Source organism: Pandoraea sp. XJJ-1 (genome assembly GCF_026802345.1).
Classification (GTDB): Bacteria; Pseudomonadota; Gammaproteobacteria; order Burkholderiales; family Burkholderiaceae; genus Pandoraea; species Pandoraea cepalis.
On sequence record NZ_CP113827.1, the window covers coordinates 2,978,012 to 2,997,827 of the forward strand.

Below are 19,816 nucleotides of genomic sequence, written 5' to 3' on the forward strand. Positions count from 1 at the left end.
CTGCACGCACGGACGATACCGATTCGATTTTTTTCGAACGCTCGCCGATGCGCGTCAGACGCGCTCGAGCGCCAACGCGACGCCCATGCCACCGCCGATGCACAGCGATGCCAGGCCGCGACGCGCATCCCGGCGCGCCATCTCGTGCAGCAACGTCACGAGAATACGGCAGCCCGACGCCCCGATCGGGTGTCCGATGGCGATCGCACCACCGTTCACGTTGATCTTGGAAGTATCCCAACCCATCTGCTGGTTCACGGCCAGTGCCTGCGCCGCGAAGGCTTCGTTGATTTCCATCAGGTCCAGATCGCTGGCCTTCCACCCCGCACGCGCGAGGCAACGCTGCGATGCCGGAACCGGGCCGATGCCCATCACCTTCGGATCCACGCCCGCGTTCGCGTACGCGACAATGCGCGCGAGCGGCGTAAGCCCCAGTTGCTCGGCGCGCTTGGCCGACATCACGACGACAGCGGCCGCGCCGTCGTTGATCCCCGACGCATTCGCCGCGGTCACCGTGCCGTCTTTCGCGAACGCTGGCTTCAGACCCGCGAGCGACTCGGCCGTCACGCCATGGCGAACGAATTCGTCGGTGTTGAACACCAGCGGATCGCCCTTGCGCTGCGGAATCAGGACCGGCACGATCTCGGCGTCGAAACGGCCCGCCTTTTGCGCGGCCTCGGCCTTGTTCTGCGAAGCGGCGGCGAATGCGTCCTGCATTTCGCGGGTGATGCCGTATTCCTTCGCGACGTTCTCCGCCGTGATGCCCATGTGGAACTGGTTGTACACGTCCCACAGGCCGTCGACGATCATCGTGTCGATCAGCTTGGCGTCGCCCATGCGGAAGCCGTCACGCGAGCCCGGCAGCACATGCGGCGCGGCGCTCATGTTCTCCTGCCCCCCCGCCACGACGATATCGGCCTCGCCCGCGGTGATCGCGTTCGCGGCGAGCATCACGGCCTTCAGGCCCGAGCCGCACACCTTGTTGATGGTCATGGCCGGCACCATCGCAGGCAGACCCGCCTTGATGGAAGCCTGTCGCGCCACGTTCTGACCCGAGCCGGCCGTGAGTACCTGACCCATGATGACTTCGCTCACGTCCTCGCCCTTGAGCTTGGCGCGCTTGAGCACCTCGTCGATCACGATGGCGCCCAGATCCGGCGCCGCCACCTTGGCGAGCGAGCCGCCAAATTTACCGACTGCGGTACGCGCAGCCGACACAATCACGATATCCGTCATGTCTCTTTCCTCGTTTCCAAATGAGTCGAACCCGCGGGGGATGCCCGTGGGTGCCGCCCGTTCAGGCCTTGGCCTTCACGTAGCGACCGGGCGCCGGTTCGATAGGGGCATAAACAACATTACCATACGCTTTTGGCGCCTTGACGCGTTTTCCTGCGTAGCCTGCAAGCCACTCGCTCCAGTCGCTCCACCAACTGCCGGGGTGCTCCGTCGCGCCGGCCAGCCAGTCGTTGGCATCGGTACCCACGTCGTCGTTGCGCCAGTAGCTGCGCTTTTTCTTGGCCGGCGGATTGACCACGCCCGCGATGTGACCGGAAGCGCCCAGCACGAAGCGTCGCTCGCCGCCCAACAACGGCAGCGAACGGAACGCCGACGTCCACGGCACGATGTGATCCTCGCGTGAGCCGAACACATATGCCGGCGCGTCGATGGCGCCCAGATCCAAGGGCACGCCGCACGTTCGCACCGCACCCGGGCGCTTCAGTTCGTTTTGCAAATAGAGATGGCGCAGATACCAGCAGAACATCGGCCCCGGCAGATTGGTGCCGTCACCGTTCCAGTAAAGCAGGTCGAACGGCTGGGGCGCATTGCCCTTCAGGTAGCTGTCGACCACATAATTCCAGACCAGATCGTTCGGGCGCAGGAACGAGAACGTATTCGCCAGCTCCACGCCACGCATGAGGCCCGGCGGATGCCCGGCGCCGCCGCCGATCGTCTGCTCGCGGAATTGCACATGCGGCTCGTCGATGAAGACGTCGAGCACGCCGGTATCGGAAAAGTCCAGCAGCGTGGTCAGCAAGGTCACGCTGGCGACCGGCGACTTGGCACCCTTCTGGCCGTTCGCGGCCAGCACGGCGAGCGCGGCGGAGAGCAGCGTGCCACCCACGCAGAAGCCGAGCGCATTGATCTGCGGTTGCCCGCTGATCTCACGCACCACGTCGATCGCGGCGATCGGCCCTTCGCCTACGTAGTCGTCCCAGGTCTTGTGAGCGAGCGATGCGTCGGGATTGCGCCAAGACACGACAAACACGGTATTGCCCTGCTCGATCGCATAGCGGATCAACGAGTTCTCCGGCTGCAGATCGAGGATGTAGTACTTGTTGATGCAAGGCGGCACGACGAGTAGCGGCCGCTGATGCACCGTTGGCGTGAGCGGCTTGTACTGGATGAGCTGGATCAGGTCGTTCTCGAAGACCACGGCGCCTTCGGTCGTCGCCACGTTGCGACCGACTTCGAACGCGGCCTCATCGGTTTGCGACACCTTGCCCTTGCCCATGTCGGCAAGCAGGTGCTGCATGCCGGTGAGCAGGCTGTCGCCTTTCGTTTGCACGAGGCGCTGCTGCGCGTCCGGATTGGTCGCGATGAAGTTGGCCGGCGAACTGGCCGCCACCCATTGCTCTACCGCAAACCGAATCCGCTCGCGCGTTTTCGCGTCGGCGTCGACCAGTTCGGCCATGCGCAGCAAGAAGCGTCCATTGAGCAAATACAGCGCCGCGGGCATCGCGTAGAACGGATTACGCCAACCGTCGCCCGCGAAGCGCCGGTCTCCCAAGGCCGGCGCCGTGTCCAGTCCGGGCTGCGTGAAGCTGGCAACAAGTTCGGAAAATTCGCGCGCATATTCCGTCTGAAGGGCATTCAGACGCGCCGGATCGACGTGCGGTGACGTCAGCGGCGGCAGGCTGCCGGCCTTGCCGATGAGATCGAAAAGCCCGGCGAACGGGTTTGCGGCGGACGGTGTCCCAGGGGCACCGGAGAATGACGAGCCGGCAGCCCCCGGCAGCGCCCCGAACAGTTGTTGGGCAGCCGTGAACCACTGCGACATGTCCTGAGCGGAGAGCGAAGCGGAGGGAAACTGCTTGGCGAACGAGGCGGCCAACGAGGCCGGATCGAAGTTGGCACTGGCGCGATTCATGATAGCCTGAGTGTCACGTTCGTTGCGTTCACGGGCCAGCGCCCGAAACGCGGCGGCACGCAGCGCTTGCTTAGCGATACGCCCCACCTGCGAAGCATTCTTGCGTGCGCGCGCAAGTGTGTCAATGCTTGCAGCGTCCGTCTTGCGTGCATTTTTCCGTCGCCCCACCTATTTTTGCCTGCGCGTTTGCCCCAATGCTGATCGTCATTCTTGGCTGGCTTTATGTCATTGCGATGGTCGCCATCACCGCGCCGTCCGTCGCACTGGGTATCGTCATCTTTGTCTGCGGTGGCCTCGCGCCGACGATGCTCTGTTTGTACATCGCAGGCGCCCGCCTCCGGCGTGCCCGCCCGCCGCGAACCGATGACGCCGTCGCGCAAGTCCCTTCATCGTCGGATCGCGACGCCTCACCGCGCTCGCCGCCCACGCCGTTGCCGTGACAGAACCCCGGACGGACTCGTTTGCGCGGTAATCGGCGTCAGGCCGTGCGCCACACGAGTGCCGCCATGCGACCCGTCGTCCGGTCGCGCCGGTAGGAATAAAATCGCGCCGAATCGCCGACCGTACACCATTGCCCGCCCGAGACCTGCGTCACGCCCTCACGGGCCAGTCGCAACCGTGCAAGCGCACACAAATCCGCCAACGACTTCCCCGCATCGGGATCGCCGTGCGGGACGAACGCAGACTGCGTCGCTTCACGCTCGTCCGGCGTTGCCGCGGCAAGAAACGCCTCACTCACCTCCCGGCCGACTTCGAACGCTTGGGGCCCAATGCAAGGGCCGAGCCACGCCAAGACCGGCGCATCGGCGTCGCCCTTCGGCAAGCGGGCTCGCAATGCCTGCACTGTCTGCTCGATCACCCCGGCGCAAAGTCCGCGCCAGCCGGCATGCGCAGCGGCCACCGCACGCCCTTGCGCGTCGCACAGAAGCACCGGCAGGCAATCCGCCACCATGACGGTGCTCGCAAGGCCAATCTCGCTCGTCGCGCTGGCATCAGCCTGCAGCGGGTCGCCGGCATCGGCCGCCTCGAGCGCCGCGCGCGCATCGACCACACGCGGGCCGTGGATCTGCGCCACCCATGCCGACGGTACGCCCGTGCGCGACGCGAGCAACGCACGATTGATCCGCACGGCGGCCGGCTCGTCGTCCGCCTTGGTCCCCAGGTTGAACGTGGCTTGCGGCCCTTGACTCACGCCGCCCGCGCGCGTCGTGAAGACGGCGCGAACGTTGGCCGGAGCGGGCCAGTCGGGGACGATCCAGTCCGCGGGCATCAGGTCTGACTCAGGCAGGGAAGAAGTCATCGAGCGAATCGGGGAGCGTTGAAAAATCGAACTCGAGCCCGAGCGCGGCCACGAGCGCACGCAGGTCATCCGGCAAAGGTGCCTGCCAGTGCACGAGACGGCCATCCTCGGGATGAATCAACCCCAATCGCCAGGCATGCAGCGCCTGACGCGCAAAATCGCCCGGCAACACCGGTCGTTTGTGACGGGGTTTGTAGAGGGGATCGCCCAACAGCGCATGGCCGAGGTGCGAGAGATGAACGCGGATCTGGTGTGTGCGCCCCGTATCGAGCGAGCAAAGCACGAGCGACACCGGGGAACCTTCCCATTCTGCGCTGGCGACCGTCACGACGCGCGTGCGCGCCGGCTTACCGCCCTGCCCGGGCACGACCGCCATGCGAGTGCGCTCACGCGGGTCGCGACCGATGGGAGCGTCCACAACCGTGCGCTGCGGCGGGCGTCCCCACACCAGCGCGGCGTAATGGCGTTTGACGGTGCGGGCCTGCAACTGGCGCACCAGATCGGTTTGCGCCACCAGTGTGCGCGCCACGACCATCAGGCCCGACGTCTCCTTGTCGAGCCGGTGAACGATACCGGCGCGCGGCAGATCGGCGGCCGCTTGGCCATAGCGATACAACAGACCGTTGAGCAAGGTGCCGGACCAGTTACCCGCCGCCGGATGCACGACCAGGCCCGCCGGCTTGTTGAATACGGCCAGTGTTGCGTCTTCGTAGACGGCGTCGAGCGGCACCGGCTCGGGGGCAAACGCGAGTTGATCGGGCAGTGGTGCCGGCGTGATGACGACGGCCTCGCCGCCCGCCACTTTCTGGCGCACCTTGGCGGCCTCGCCGTCGAGCGTGACGCGGCCGTCTTCGACCCACGCCTGCAACCGGCTACGGGAGTATTCGGGAAAACATTGCGCGAGCGCCTTGTCCAGTCGCTCCCCGGCCAGCGACTCGGGTAAGGTGGCGCCAAGCGGCGCGCTGACGCCAGCCCCGCCCGACAAGGCGGAACCGGATAAGGGAGCACCGGGAGGGGCGCCGTCGGCTGCCGTTGGAAAAGCCTCAGAAAGCGAATCGAGGTCGTCGTCAGACGAATCCTCTGCATTTTCCGTGGCAAATGAGGCGGTTACGCTATAATCCGGCAGAATTGAATGGGTCATCGAGAAGTGAAGCTAACGAGCATGCAAGCCCTGAAACTTGTCAAACACCTGACGCTGGCCGCAATCGTGGTCGGCAGCCTTGCCGCCTGCGGCATTCTGCCGGAGAAGGTCGACGAAACGGCCGGCTGGTCGACGAACAAATTATACTCGGAAGCCAAGGACAGCTTCGATAGCGGCGACTACACGAAGGCCGCCAAGTACTACGAGCTGCTCGAAGGGCGCGATCCGTTCGGCCCGCATGCGCAGCAAGCGCAGATCAACACGGCCTACTCCTATTACAAGGACAACGAGCCGGCGCAGGCCCTCACCGCCATCGACCGCTTCATCCGCCTGCATCCGGACAGCCCGTCGATCGATTACGCCTATTACCTCAAGGGTCTGATCAACTTCAATGACGACCTGGGCCTGTTCGGCCGCTTCTCGGGACAGGATCTCAGCGAGCGCGATCCGAAGGCACTGCGCGCGGCTTACGACAGCTTCAAATACCTGGTCGAGCATTATCCGAGCAGCAAGTACGCCAACGACGCCGCGCTGCGCATGCGCTACGCCGTCAACGCCATGGCCGCCCACGAAGTGCATGCCGCCGAGTACTACTATCGTCGCGGTGCGTACCTGGCGGCCGTGAATCGCGCACAAAGCGCGCTGAAGGACTACGATCAGGCACCGGCGCTCGAAGATGCGCTGGGCATCATGATCAAGTCGTACGACAAACTCGGCATGACCGAACTGCGTGACGACGCTCGTCGCGTGATGGAAAAGACCTATCCTAAGAGCGGTTATCTGACGGTCGGCCATCGCACCGACAACAGCGGCGACAAGAAGTCCTGGTGGCAGCTCTGGCGGTAAACGTCGCTTCGGTCTGCCCCATCGAAAAGCCCTCGCTCACGCGAGGGCTTTTTTGTTTTGGTGGCAGCTGCGCCGGGTCGATTCCGGCGAATGCCGCGGCAATGGGTCGGCGAGTCAGTCGCCCGCGTCGGCGGCGATCTCATCGAAGAAGCCGCGCACAATGGGTAGCTCGCGCGTGCGCTTGAACGGCGGCAGGCTCTGCCAGATCCGGCGGCCATACGGCTTGTCGACCAGACGCGGATCGCAAATCATCAACACGCCACGATCGAGTTCAGAACGAATCAACCGTCCCGCGCCCTGTTTGAGCGTGATGACCGCCTGCGGCAACTGATGCACGGCGAACGGGCTGAGCCCCTTCTTCGTGAGCGCGTCGAGCCGCGCGGCCAGCACCGGATCATCCGGCGGCGCGAACGGCAATTTGTCGATGATGACAAGCGAGAGCGCCTCGCCGCGCACGTCGACCCCTTCCCAGAAACTCTGACTGCCGATGAGCACGGCGTTGCCGAGCGCGCGAAACCGATCGAGCAGTTCGGTGCGGCTCGCCTCGCCCTGCACGAGCAGCGGATACGGCCAGCCACGGCGGTCGAACTCCTCACGCAGACGTTCCGCGGCGCGGTTGACCGCGCGCAACGTCGTACACAGGACAAACGCCCGGCCACCACTCACTTCGAGCACCGGCAAGGCGGCGTCGAGCACGGCGTCGGTGAAGCCCGGCGCTGACGGCTGTGGCAATCCGCGTGGCACGTACAGCAGACTCTGATTCGGATAATCGAAGGGGCTAGCGAGCGTGAGCGACTTGCCCGCATCGAGCCCCAACTGCGCCGCATAGTGCATGAAATTGCCCTTCACCGACAACGTAGCTGACGTGAAGATCCAGGCCCGCGGCGCTCCGGCACGCTGTTTCGAGAAGATCGGCGCAATCGAAAGCGGCGTCTGATGCAACTGAACCGCCTGAGAGAACACCTCGATCCAGCGTACCGTCTCCGGGGGCGTGTAGTTTTTTTCCGCCGCCCCCTCGTCCGTCGAAGTGCCCGATGCCTTCGCGTCGGCCGCCAGCCGCGCAGCTTCCGCCTCGCGCGCCTTGGCCGCCTTTTCGCGTTTGCCGTCGGTGACACGCGGTGCATCCGGATCCAGCAGCGGCAGCGGCGACTCGCCTGGCACGGGCGGCGTTGCCCCGGTCTGCCAACGTTCCAACTGCTGATGCAACTCCAGCGCGCGACGCAAGCAAGTCCCCAAGGCTTCGGCTCGCTCGGACTGGTGCTGGAGCGTCTCGATCATGTCTTGCAATGCGACGTCCACGCTATCGAGCGCGCCGAACAACTCGTGATCGTCGGCCAATTGTGCGACCGACATCCGCGTATTGTCCTGCCCGAAGGTCAAACGCACATCGCGCGCCGCCCGCTCGAGGTTCGCACCGAGTTTGACCCAGTCTGCCGCATCGCGCGCATGAATCAGCCCCTCAGCCACGCAGTCGCGCGCCAGTTCGAGCATCTGCCCGGTCGAGACCGTCTCACCGAAGAACAGCGTGGCGGTCTCGGGCAACTGATGCGCTTCGTCGAAGATGACCGTGTTCGCGCTCGGCAGCAGCTCGGCCATCCCCGTGTCGCGCAACATCACGTCCGCAAAAAAGAGGTGATGATTGACGACCACGAGATCCGCCTGCTGCGCTTCCTTGCGCGCCTGCATCACGAAGCAATCCTTGTAGCGCGGGCATTCCTGACCCAGACAGTTGTCGCGGGTGGACGTGACTTGCGCCCAGATGGGCGCATTCTCCGGCACCGAGGCCAGTTCCGCCTTGTCGCCACTGTGCGTGATTTGCGCGAACGTCGTGATCTCGCGCAACTGGGCCGCTTCATGACGTGACGCGAAGCGTCCTTCCTGCTGGGCGCGCTCGAGATAGTAATGACAGAGGTAATTCGCGCGCCCTTTGAGCATGGCCACCGTCACCGGCACCGCGAGCGCCTTGCGCACCGTGGGAATGTCGCGCGCGAAAATCTGATCCTGCAAGTGCTTGGTGCCGGTCGAGATGATTGTCTTGCCGCCCCACAGCATGGCGGGCACGAGATACGCGTAGGTCTTGCCGGTGCCGGTACCGGCCTCGGCAATCAGCGTGTCGTGCGTGTCCATTGCGGCGGCCACGGCGCGCGCCATCTCGGTCTGCGGTTCACGCGAGCGATAACCGTCGATCGTGCGCGCCAGCATCCCGCCGTCGCCGAAGATCTCTTGCAACTCGCGCTCGCGCTTGGCGGCAAGCGGCTTGAGTCCATAGAACGTGGGCGTCTCGGCGGGGCTCGGGGAGATGTCAGGGAAATCGCTGGAGGCGGCGGAATCGGTCAAAACGGCAGGAAAACTCAAAGGTGCCGCGCATCGCATCGAGTGGATTCGCGACGCCGGCAATGAAAAAAGCAATCGCGCCGACGGTCGGACGCGTGTCGCAAACGTTGCGTGGGACGCCCGCTCAGGCGGGCTGGTCCGGCATTTGCTGCACTTGCAGCAGGGTGATCGTGTCCTTGATTTTCAAACGGCGCTTCTTGAGCCGTGTGACCCGGAGTTCGTCGTACGCCGGTTCCGTCAGCAACTTGTCGATCAGGAAGTCGAGATCGCGGTGTTCGATCTGCAACTCGATGATGCGGCGCCCGACGGAGTGAAGATCCTGCTGCATCGTGCTCACTCTCCTGCGACTCTCAAAAGATTCCGGGGCTGGCGTTCACTGCCCCGGCAACGGCTTCTGTGCCGGCGAACTGCCCGATTGCGACTCGTTGCGGCGCGCATCCGACTTCTTCTGGCGCTCGATGGCGTCCTGCTGCTTCTGATTGAACTTGCGCACGTTGTCTTCGCGCTCAGCCGCTTTTTGCGCTGCCGTCGCCTTCGCGTCGTCGAGCTTCTGCTGCTGCCCGGACTGCTTGGCATTGTACTGCTCGGCGTTGGCGGCACGCTGCGGCGCCTGTCCTGTGCGCTCGGTCACACGCTGCTGATACTCGGCCTGCTTGGTCTGGTAATTGGATACGTTCTGCGCACGCTCCGCCGCGCGCTGCGGCGCTTCGGCCGCCGTTTGCGCCCGCTTCTCCGCCAGACGCTCGTCACGCTCCTGCGCCCGCGCCTTGCGCTCCTGGTCTTCCAGCACCAGCCGTTGGCTGCGAACGGCCTTGAGGGCCGCGCGTTGATCGTCACGCGCGTTGTCGATGCAGTAATTCACGAAGAACTTCGACGCACACTCGTACTTCGCCTGTTCGAAGCGATAGTCGATCCAGGCGCGCTGCCGATCGAGCACCGCACGGCGGCCGGCGAAGTCGTCATCAGCGGGGTGCAGATCGAGCGCGTCGTCGTACGCGACCGGCTTGTCATCTTCGGCGATGGCGGCACTCGCCGCACTGGCCGGCGACGGTGTGCGATCGGCCGTGGCATCGAACGGCACCTTCGGCACGCGAAGCTGTTCGGTCGTGCGTCCTGCGGCCTCGGTCGCCGAGAGCCCCTGCGCGAACGACGTGCCCGGCACGACGGCGGCCGCCGTCACGATGCCGAACGCGCCCACCGCGGCATGGCGACACAAAGACTGGCGCGAAAACAATTTTGCGAAGGAAATCATGAGGTTGAGCAGAGTGATGCCAAATTTTAACATTGCCTGCCCGGACGCGCCCGCGGTTTATGGCAAAATGCCCCGCTCCTGGCACTTGGGTAACTCGCAACACTCATGACGCAAAACGTAGCCCTTCAGATCGTTCAACGCATCGCCGACGAACTCAACGTGCAGCCGCGTCAGGTGGCCGCCGCCGTGCAACTGCTCGACGAAGGCGCCACCGTGCCCTTCATCGCTCGCTACCGCAAGGAAGTCACCGATAACCTCGATGACACGCAGTTGCGTACGCTCGAAGAACGCCTGCTTTATCTTCGCGAGCTGGAAGAGCGCCGCGCGGCGATCCTCGCGAACATCGACGAGCAAGGCAAGCTGACCGACGAGCTGCGCACCGCCATCGAGGCGGCCGACACGAAGCAGACGCTCGAAGACCTCTATCTCCCGTACAAGCAAAAGCGGCGCACGCGCGCGCAAATCGCCCGCGAAGCCGGCCTCGAACCGCTCGCGCAGGCCTTGCTTGCCGACCCGACACTCGACCCGCAGGCCGAGGCGGCAAAGTTCGTCGATGCCGAAAAAGGCGTAGCGGACGTCAAGGCTGCGCTCGACGGCGCCCGCGACATCCTGTCAGAACAATTCGGCGAAACGGCCGAGTTGCTCGGCAAGCTGCGCGACTATCTGTGGCATCAGGGCGTCGTGTCGTCGAAGGTCGTCGAGGGCAAGGAAAGCGAGGAAGGCGAGAAATTCCGCGACTATTACGACTACGCCGAGCCGATCGCCGCCGTGCCGTCACATCGCGCACTGGCCCTCTTCCGCGGCCGTAACCTCGGCATTCTGATGGTCAAGCTGGGCCTTGGCGAGGAACTCGACACGCAAATCCCGCATCCGTGCGAAGGCGTGATTGCCGGGCACTTCGGCATTCGCCAGCAGAACCGCGCCGCCGACAAGTGGCTAGGCGATGTCTGCCGTTGGTGCTGGCGCGTAAAGGTGCAGCCGCATCTCGAATCGGAACTGCTCACGCAAATTCGCGAGAGTGCCGAGAGCGAAGCCATTCGCGTGTTCGCTCGCAACCTCAAGGCGCTGTTGCTCGCCGCGCCGGCCGGTCAGAAGGGCGTGATCGGTCTGGACCCGGGCCTGCGGACCGGCGTGAAGGTGGCCGTGGTCGATCGCACCGGCAAGGTGCTGGGCACCGACACCATCTACCCGCACGAACCGCGCCGCGATTGGGACGGCTCGCTCTCGCGACTCGCCAAGATCGCCGCTGCCACCGGGGCGGAACTCGTGAGTATCGGCAACGGTACGGCCTCGCGCGAGACGGACAAGCTTGCGCTGGAGTTGATCAAGCGCCATCCCGAGCTCAAGCTTCAGAAAATCGTGGTCTCGGAAGCCGGGGCCTCGGTGTACTCGGCGTCGGAATTCGCTGCGAAGGAATTCCCCGACCTCGACGTGTCGCTGCGCGGCGCGGTGTCGATCGCCCGCCGCTTGCAAGATCCGCTGGCCGAACTCGTCAAGATCGAGCCGAAGGCCATCGGCGTGGGCCAGTATCAGCATGACGTGAACCAGCGCGAGCTGGCGCGCATGCTCGACGCCGTGGTCGAAGACTGTGTGAACGCCGTGGGCGTGGACGTCAATACCGCTTCGGCACCGCTGCTCGCACGCGTCTCGGGCCTGAACGGCACGCTTGCAAAGAACATCGTGGACTTCCGCGACAGCAACGGCCCGTTCCCGAATCGCGAAGCGCTCAAGAAAGTGCCGCGCCTGGGCGACAAGACCTTCGAGCAGGCCGCCGGCTTCCTGCGCGTGACCGGCGGCGACAATCCGCTGGATCGGTCGTCGGTCCACCCGGAAGCGTATCCGGTCGTCGAACGCATTCTGGCGAAGATCAAGAAGAGCATTGGCGACGTGATGGGCAACGGCTCGATCGTGCGCAGTGTCTCGGCGACCGAATTCGTCGACGAGCGTTTCGGTCTGCCAACCGTCAAGGATATCCTGACCGAACTCGAGAAGCCGGGCCGCGATCCGCGACCGGAGTTCAAGACGGCGACGTTCCAGGAGGGGGTCGAAAAGCTCACCGACCTCAAGCCGGGCATGCAGCTCGAAGGCGTGGTGACAAACGTGGCGGCCTTCGGTGCGTTCATCGACATTGGCGTGCATCAGGACGGCCTGGTGCACGTCTCGGCGATGTCGACGAAGTTCATCAAGGATCCGCACGAGGTCGTGAAGGCCGGCGACATCGTGAAGGTGAAAGTGCTCGAAGTCGATCCGCGCCGCCAGCGCATCTCGCTCACGATGCGCCTGAACGACGACCTGCCGGTGGCGGGGGCGACCGATCGTCCGAGCAGTAGCGGCGGTGGCGCACGCAGCGGCAACGGTGGCAATGGCGGCGGCCAACGTGGCGGCGGCGGTCAACGTCAGCGTGAACCGGAGACGGTGAACGCCATGGCAGCCGCGTTCGCCAAGCTCAAGCGCTAAGTCGAGCCCCAGCGCTCACGAGTCCGACGCACGCGCAAGCGTTACCTCGCGCCGCGTCCCGTCTCGTTGCGACCGGCCCGCCCTCTCCGGAAGGCGGGCTTTTTTTCGGTCCGCCAAAACGCCAAACCCCCAAGGGCTGGCGGCCTCGCCAATCCTTGGGGGTTCGTTGCATCGAGTTCACGCACGGCCATGTCAAACGGCGCAGCGTGCCCGGCCCCTCAGGGCACGGGACTCGCCGTCAGATTTCGATCTTGGTCCCCAGTTCGACCACGCGGTTCGCGGGAATGCTGAAGAAGTCGGTCGGCTTGGCGGCGTTCTGGTGCATCCATGCGAACAGACGTTCGCGCCAGATCGACATGCCCGGCAACTTGGTCGGCACCACCGTCTCGCGCGCGAGGAAGAACGACGTGTCCATCAGCTCGAAGTGCATGTCCGTCTTGCCCTCGAGCAAATTCAGGACTTCCTTGACGTCGGGCGTCTCGTTGAAACCGAACGTTGCGACTACGCTGAACAAGCCGCCGGAGTGATCCTGGACCTCGATGCGATTGAGATCTTCGACATACGGCACATCGACCGTGCGGAAGGTAAGGAAGATCGTGCGCTCGTGCAGGATGCGGTTGTGCTTGAGGTTGTGCAGCAAGCTCACCGGCACTTGCGTGTTGCCGCCCGTCAGGTAGATGGCGGTGCCCGCCACGCGATGCGGCGGATGCGCGAGCAACCCCTGCAAGAACGGCGCGAGCGGAATCCCGTCGGCGGCCGTGCGCTCACGCAGCAATTGGCGCCCCTTGTGCCAGGTCATCAGCATGAAGAACAGGAAAGCCCCCAGCGCTAGCGGCAGCCATCCGCCCTCTTCCACCTTGATCAGGTTCGCGCCGAAGAAGGCGAAGTCAACCACGAGGAAGCCGGTGATGATCAACGCCACCAGGAACTTGTTCCAGTTCCAGACCTTGACCATGACGACGCACGCCAGAATGGTCGTGATGACCATCGTCGTGGTCACGGCAATACCGTACGCGGCCGCGAGATTGCTCGACGACTTGAAGGCCAGCACGATCCAGATGATCACCAGCAACAGCGCCCAGTTGATCACCGGCATGTAGATCTGGCCGATTTCGCGATCTGACGTATGCAGGATCTTCATACGCGGGACATAGCCGAGCTGAATGGCCTGACTGGTCAGCGAGAATGCGCCGGAAATCACCGCCTGCGAAGCGATCACGGTCGCCGCCGTTGCCACCATCACCAACGGCACCAGCGCCCAGTCCGGGGCCATCAGGAAGAACGGGTTTTCGATGGCCTTTGGCGTCGTCAGCAGCAATGCCCCCTGGCCGAAGTAATTCAGTGTCAACGCCGGGAACACGAGGAGCGACCACGCAAATCGGATGGGCCGAATGCCGAAATGCCCCATGTCCGCATAGAGCGCCTCGGCCCCGGTCAACACCAGGAACACCGAGCCGAGCACGATATAGGCTTGCAGGGCGTGCGTATGGATGAAGCGGATGCCGTAATACGGGTTGATCGCCTGAACGATCTCGGGCGCGGCGATGATGTTGTACACGCCGAGCACGCCGAGAATCACAAACCAGATGACCATGACCGGGCCGAAAAGGCGTCCGACCTTGGCCGTGCCTGACTTCTGCATCCAGAACAGAACGATCAGGATGACGATGGTGATCGGCAGCACGAAGCGCGCGAGCGACGGGGCGGCAATCTCTAGCCCCTCGACCGCCGACAGCACGGAAATGGCCGGCGTGATGACCGCATCGCCATAGAACATACAGGCGCCGAACATGCCCAGCATCATCAGCACCGCCGCCCATCGGCTGCCGCTCCGCACGCTGCGCAGGCTGAGCGCCATGAGCGCGAGCACGCCGCCCTCGCCGCGGTTGTCCGCGCGCATCACGAACAGCACATACTTCAAGGAAACGACAATCACCAGGGCCCAGAACAGCAGCGAGATGATGCCGAACACAGCTTGCTGGGTAAACGGAATGCCGTGTTGCGGATCGAAACATTCCTTGAGCGCATAGAGCGGACTGGTGCCGATATCGCCGAAGACCACGCCGATGGCCGCCACCATGAGCGCGGGCAAAGCCTGAGGGCGCTGCCCGTGTCGTATGTTTTGCGTCATAAGGTTTGGGTAATCGCTTTATTGCGCTGCACAAAATGGGCGCTATTCTAACTGGGCGCCGGTTCCCTCGCCAGTCCGGACAGGTGCTGAGTGCCGGACGTCTGACATGGCAGGCTACGCTAGGATAATTCGAGCCGTGCGCCGTGACCAGTGCGGCGCGACAAGGGTTTTGCCACCCCGGCGCACCCTGGGATTGGGCGAGCGGCGCCGCGTTTCGAGTTGCAAATGCGCGACATATGCCCGGCATGCGCATTCACGAGTCGACAGCTCCGCCAATTGCGTGTACCGGTGCACCACGCACGACACCGCCGCCGGCGGCGAAGCGCTGGCGCGGCGGCCCATAAAAAAACCGCCCGAAGGCGGTTTTCCCAGCATTTGAGCCGTCGACCGAACGATGTCCGGCAGGTCATCGCCTTAACGATGACGCGTTGCCTTGCCGCGATGGGCGGGGCTCTTGACCGAGCGCACGAGGCTCGAATCGGCACTGTTCTGCTCGGCTTCAAGCGAGCGGATCTGGCCTTGCAGGTCGTTCAGGCGCAGACGCGCTGCGGTACGTTCGGTTTCCAGTGCCGAGGCCTGTTCGCGCACTGCCTGCTGGTTCTCGGCCAGCGCCTGTTCCTGCTGGCGTTGAATCGTCAGGTCGTTCTGCACCGCGTTCAGGCGCGCTTCACTCGCGGCGAGCTGGCGCTCCATCAGCGCCTTTTGCGCTTCGAGCTTGATGCGACGGATTTCGACGTCGGCGAGCACCTGCGTCTGGCGCACGAAGTCGCCATAAAGTGCTTCCGCCTTCTTCTCGTTGCCGAGCTTCACGACGCGCCAGAACTGGCCCTCATGGAACAGTGCGACGTAATAGCCCAGCGTCTGCGGATAGAACAACAGGCTCGCGCCATAGCGGCCGTTGTAAGTTGTGCGAAGTTCGGAGACTTCCTTGTTCTGAATGCGATCGCGCAGTTCCTGGATCGTCCCCGAGGCCGCCGCCGGCGCGTTGGCCGACTGCGCAGGCACTGTCGGCGCCGCAAGTTGGGCAGGCGATGCGCCCGTCACGTCCTTCACTGCGTCCGCCGCCCCCGCTGGCGTTCCCCAGGCTGCCAGGCATGCCACCCCCACGCCCAACCAATACCGCCCCCGGCAATCACTGATTTTCATCTGATCTGTTTTCCTCTTATCGACCGGACCGTTTCACGATCCTTGTTCGCCGCATTCGTTCGCCCCCTCCGGACTCCGCCCCGAGGATCTGAGACCTGCGTATTTGTGGAATGATAACCGCACGCCCGCAATAGCCGCCAATTCTATCCATTGACGCGCCCGCTTCCAAGCGCCGAATGCGTTATTGTGCCCGCCTGAATTCATCTGTTGATACCGCGCAACTCCACACACCGTGCGAGTTCTCCTGGACGGAACTTCGATGTCAGACAAATCCCGTCATTTAGGGACGAATCGAGGAATTGCCCACGCAACACGCGGCGATATCGGGGCACGATCCCATGGCGAGGGGCGGATGGCATCTCTCGGACCGCCGCTGGCTTTTCAGTCGTTTCCTTCGGTTTGCCAACCAGGCGCGCCGAATGCCGTCCGGTCACGGCGCACTAGCGATCGCTACCGGTGCCCGCCTCGAACTCGCCGGCCAGTTCCGAATCGTTGCCAACGATCTGATACTTGCGCATTTTTTCCCACAGCACCTTGCGGCTGATGCCCAGGGCATTGGCGGTGTCCTGGCGTCGCCAGCCGTTGGCGTCGAGCGACGCGACGATGCGTGCGCGTTCGGTGGCATCCCAACGGGCGCGATCGGTGAGCACCGCGCCTCGTGCGCCGTCATCACTGCGTGAGGGGGTGCCCATGGAAAGCGCGTCGAAAATCGGGCGGATGCGCCGCTCGTCCCAGCCCCCCAATTGCCGATAGATGATGCCGACACGCTCGGCGATGTTGCGCATTTCACGCACGTTGCCGGGAAACACCCCGCCCTCGACCAGTTCGCGCAGCCACGGCGGCACTTGCGCGCCGACCTCGCTGTCGCCGACGACCTTGCCGAGATAGGCCGTGAAAACGGCGAGCTTGTCGACGGGGCCGCGCTCCTCGAGGCTCGGGATATGCAACTCGATCACGGCGAGACGGTAGAACAGGTCGGCACGGAACAGTTCATCGCGCACCATCGTCTTGAGGTGCTTATTGGTCGCCGCCACGAGCCGAAAGTCGAGCTTCACGGGTTGCGCCGACCCCAGACGCGTCACCGCGCTGTCCTCCAGCACCCGCAACAGCTTGACCTGCTGATACAACGGCAGATCGCCGATTTCGTCGAGGAAGAGCGTGCCGTCGTTGGCCTGCTCGAAATAGCCTTTGTGCGAATAGAGCGCCCCCGTAAACGCACCTTTGGCGTGGCCGAAGAAATGCGACTCGAACAGGCCATCGGGAATCGCACCGCAGTTCACGGCCACGAAGGGGCCTTGCCCGTAATGACTTTGCTTGTCGTGCAGCAGGCGCGCGATGCGCTCTTTGCCCACCCCGGTCTCGCCGTGAATGAGCACGTTCGAATCACAATCGGCGAAGGCGTCGACCTCCGCGAGCAAGCCCAGCATGGCGCTCGACTGCGCAACCAGCGGGTCCACCGGCGCGGGGGCGCGGTCGGCTTCCGCGATGGCGCCCGAGAGTTTGAAGATGAGCGTGCGCAATTCCGCGCCGGAGAAGTCGAGCGTGAGGATATTGCTGTACTCGGGCGGATAGACGCGCGGATCGTTCTCGCGCGGCGTGGTCGCGACCCAGATGACAGGCATGCCGTGGCCCAACTGCCACTCCTGGGCATTGGTCGATGCGCCTTCGATCACCGACACGCTGACCACGGCGATGGATGGACGCGCCTTGGTGCGCTCGCGCGAGAGGTCGACGCCGTCGGCACGAATGACTTCCATGTCGAAGCTCGCGAGGCAATGCGCGACGCGGTCGGCAATGTCCGACTTGCCCTCCCACACGTACACATCGAGATCTTCACGTACTGGCTTGCTTTTCATGCTTGTCCGCTGGTTGCCGGTCGCGCCAGGCGCCCGTCATGGTGAATTTCAGTCCTGATATCCGTCGCCCGCTGTGGGGCCTCGCTGTTCCGCTCCTGTTCCGGTTCGCTTGCGCGATCGTGCCGCTTCGCTAATAGACGAGTTGGACGAGTCCGTTCTGGCAGTTGATGCTGTCGACTGTCACCGTGGTGGTACCGAGCGTGATGCCGAGCGACGTGAGTAACGTGTTGAGTAGCGTGCTCAGTGGCCCTAGCAGCGGATTGAGCAAGGTATAGACCACACTGCCGAGCACGGGCGAGACGTCGGCGCTACCGATCGACCCCGACACGGCATTGACGCGGCACTGATTTGCCCCGCTGCCCGACAGATTGCACACCAGATCCGAAAAGCCGCCCAGCAAACCGTTCACGATTGAGCCAAGCGTATTGACCAGCCCAGTGATGAGGCCGTCCACGCCACCGACCACTTGGGGCAGGTTGAGGGTGGCGACGCCACCCAACGTGGTGCCGAGCGCATTGGTCGTGGTGGTGAGCCCTGCGGCGGCAGTACTGAGAAACAGGTTGACCGTCGAGACGGTGGCGCCCACGGCCGCTGTTGGCACGCTGCCAACGAGACCCGTACCGATCGTATTGGATGACGCCGCCCCAGACGCACTCACGTCGAGCGACAGGCCAGTGACCAACGCGCTGACGATCTGGCTCAGATTCACGCTCGAGCCGACCGGCCCGACGGTTTGTGGAAACGGTCCGGTAAACGTCAGCGGCGCGGGCGAATTGGTCACGAGCGAGAGGTTGACGTTTCCACCCACGTTAATCAATCCCAGCAACGTCGCAATGTTCGTGCGCTGCGTCATGAGGGTGGTGCAGCTCGCAGCATCGTTTGCGATGTTCACGCCGCTGGCCGTGCCACCCACACAGGCATTCACCAGCCCGGAATTGATTTGGAGAGTCGCGGAAGGGGTCGCACCGCATTGCAAGGCCGTCACTGTCGCTGTCGACTGTGCCGCCTCCAGCACGAGCGGCAAATTCAACTGCGTCCCCAGCCCATTGAGCAGCCCACCCAGCGTACCTGCAGACGAGTTCACAGTCACGAACAGCCGCAATTGCGCGGTCGTCGCTGTCGCCCCGACACCGCCCACGCCAACCTGTGGCGGCGAGATGACCCGAGCCACGACCGACACCGTACCGCCCAGAATCGGTAGCGACGGAATCGCCACGGCGTTGCTGCCGTTAGCGCCGACGACGGCTGCGGAAATCAGATCGGCGACACCGATATTGGCCGTGAGCGCGTTCGCTGCGCTCACCCCCGCCGCGTCGATGTTGGCGATGAGGCCGGGCGTCGTCGCCGTGCCCAGCAAGTTGATCGGCAGATTCAGCACCGGGCTGCCCGCGAACACATTGATGAGATTGTTCATCGCCGTGACCGACGCCGAGAGCGCACCGTTCTGCGTTGCCAGCGCGATATTCGTCGCACTCAGCAATTGCCCGACGGTCAGGTTCTTCACCGCGGCCACGCCCGAAAGCGACGCCACGCTGACATCGCCGGTCACCGGAACCCCAAGCGCCTGCAACAATCCCTGCGGCGTGATATTGACGCCGACTAGCTGCTGTGCTGCGGCGACGTAGAGCGTTGGCGAGATGCCGACCGACTGAAGCAGCGGCGCGAGCACCGAGTTGCTCGTATTAAGCGCCAGCAGTCCCGAGTCGACCGTGAACGTCACCACCGCTGGCGCCTTGCGTGCAATCGCGGTGGCGGTGATCGTTCGGGTGCCGGCGAGCTGGAAGAAGGACGGCACCCCCAACGACAACTTCACCGACACTGCATTTCCACTCGCCGCATTGCCGGCATTGGTCGCGACGAACGTGCCCGGCCCGGTCGCCGAGGCCGACGGCGATGTCCAGATGCCGCACGACGTCGTCACCTGCAAGCCGGTGACGCTGCTGCCCATGTTCGATGTCACGTTGGCCTGTGCGACGCTCGCATACGACGTGGCGTTGGCGCATCCCGGCAGCGTCTGCGCACCGGCGAGCGCGGCCATGTCGGCCGCGCGCTGCAGATCGCGTCGTTGCATGAACGCATAGCCCACATCGATGGCGAACGCCAGAATCAGCGCCACGATCACGAAGACGAAGGCAAGAATCGGAACCGATCCCCGCTGCGCCCCACGTGACGAGGCCATACGATTCGTTCGGCGCAAACGCGCAC

General features: G+C 64.2%; 14 protein-coding genes. 3 read left to right on the forward strand and 11 right to left on the reverse strand.

Going from position 1 to position 19,816, the window contains the following annotated elements; genetic code table 11:
- Positions 1-54: 54 nt before the first annotated feature.
- Positions 55-1,236, reverse strand: a complete 1,182-nt coding sequence (locus tag OYT13_RS13480) for an acetyl-CoA C-acetyltransferase (protein WP_017234062.1) — start codon at positions 1,234-1,236, stop codon at positions 55-57.
- A gap of 61 nt (positions 1,237-1,297) precedes the next feature.
- Positions 1,298-3,058 (reverse strand): class I poly(R)-hydroxyalkanoic acid synthase, encoded by a 1,761-nt coding sequence (gene phaC, locus OYT13_RS13485; RefSeq protein WP_442796494.1) that lies wholly within the window; start codon positions 3,056-3,058, stop codon positions 1,298-1,300.
- Between the two features lie 284 nt (positions 3,059-3,342).
- Here phaC and OYT13_RS13490 point away from each other — a divergent pair, with 284 nt between their 5' ends.
- Positions 3,343-3,588 (forward strand): hypothetical protein, encoded by a 246-nt coding sequence (locus OYT13_RS13490; protein ID WP_017234060.1) that lies wholly within the window; start codon positions 3,343-3,345, stop codon positions 3,586-3,588.
- A gap of 38 nt (positions 3,589-3,626) precedes the next feature.
- Here the strand turns inward: OYT13_RS13490 and pgeF are convergent, their stop codons facing one another.
- Together pgeF and OYT13_RS13500 are read right to left on the reverse strand one after the other, a co-directional pair.
- A complete protein-coding gene (gene pgeF, locus OYT13_RS13495) occupies positions 3,627-4,448 on the reverse strand; it encodes a peptidoglycan editing factor PgeF (protein ID WP_157211472.1) in 822 nt (273 codons plus the stop codon).
- On the reverse strand, positions 4,429-5,589 hold the full coding sequence (locus tag OYT13_RS13500; RefSeq protein ID WP_083902310.1) for an RluA family pseudouridine synthase: 1,161 nt from the start codon (positions 5,587-5,589) through the stop codon (positions 4,429-4,431). The genes pgeF and OYT13_RS13500 overlap by 20 nt, the downstream gene beginning before the upstream one ends.
- 21 nt (positions 5,590-5,610) lie before the next feature.
- On the opposite strand from OYT13_RS13500, the gene OYT13_RS13505 reads away from it, so the two are divergent.
- On the forward strand, positions 5,611-6,435 hold the full coding sequence (locus OYT13_RS13505) for an outer membrane protein assembly factor BamD (RefSeq protein WP_150564466.1): 825 nt from the start codon (positions 5,611-5,613) through the stop codon (positions 6,433-6,435).
- A 114-nt stretch (positions 6,436-6,549) separates the two neighbouring features.
- On the opposite strand, the gene OYT13_RS13510 is transcribed toward OYT13_RS13505, so the two are convergent.
- The 3 genes from OYT13_RS13510 to OYT13_RS13520 form a co-directional block, all read right to left on the reverse strand.
- Entirely contained in the window at positions 6,550-8,808 is a 2,259-nt protein-coding gene (locus OYT13_RS13510) for an ATP-dependent DNA helicase (protein ID WP_039830365.1), read from the reverse strand.
- A gap of 85 nt (positions 8,809-8,893) precedes the next feature.
- Entirely contained in the window at positions 8,894-9,097 is a 204-nt protein-coding gene (locus OYT13_RS13515) for a YdcH family protein (RefSeq protein WP_017234055.1), read from the reverse strand.
- 45 nt (positions 9,098-9,142) lie between these two features.
- Complete coding sequence (locus OYT13_RS13520) at positions 9,143-9,985, reverse strand: hypothetical protein (protein WP_157211471.1); 843 nt, start codon at positions 9,983-9,985, stop codon at positions 9,143-9,145.
- A gap of 141 nt (positions 9,986-10,126) precedes the next feature.
- Between OYT13_RS13520 and OYT13_RS13525 the strand changes: the two genes are divergently transcribed.
- Complete coding sequence (locus OYT13_RS13525; protein WP_268566377.1) at positions 10,127-12,478, forward strand: Tex family protein; 2,352 nt, start codon at positions 10,127-10,129, stop codon at positions 12,476-12,478.
- Between the two features lie 238 nt (positions 12,479-12,716).
- Here the strand turns inward: OYT13_RS13525 and OYT13_RS13530 are convergent, their stop codons facing one another.
- The 4 genes from OYT13_RS13530 to OYT13_RS13545 all read right to left on the reverse strand — a co-directional run bounded on the left by OYT13_RS13530 (position 12,717) and on the right by OYT13_RS13545 (position 19,790).
- Positions 12,717-14,609: a potassium transporter Kup gene (locus OYT13_RS13530; protein ID WP_039830364.1), complete on the reverse strand. Its 1,893-nt coding sequence runs from the start codon at positions 14,607-14,609 to the stop codon at positions 12,717-12,719.
- A 414-nt stretch (positions 14,610-15,023) separates the two neighbouring features.
- Complete coding sequence (locus tag OYT13_RS13535) at positions 15,024-15,755, reverse strand: DUF2968 domain-containing protein (RefSeq protein ID WP_083902309.1); 732 nt, start codon at positions 15,753-15,755, stop codon at positions 15,024-15,026.
- Between the two features lie 440 nt (positions 15,756-16,195).
- The gene (locus OYT13_RS13540; RefSeq protein WP_261938450.1) at positions 16,196-17,611 is read right to left on the reverse strand and encodes a sigma 54-interacting transcriptional regulator; all 1,416 of its coding nucleotides are present in this window, start codon (positions 17,609-17,611) and stop codon (positions 16,196-16,198) included.
- Between the two features lie 130 nt (positions 17,612-17,741).
- A complete protein-coding gene (locus OYT13_RS13545) occupies positions 17,742-19,790 on the reverse strand; it encodes a pilus assembly protein TadG-related protein (protein ID WP_017234049.1) in 2,049 nt (682 codons plus the stop codon).
- Between the last annotated feature and the right edge of the window lie 26 nt (positions 19,791-19,816).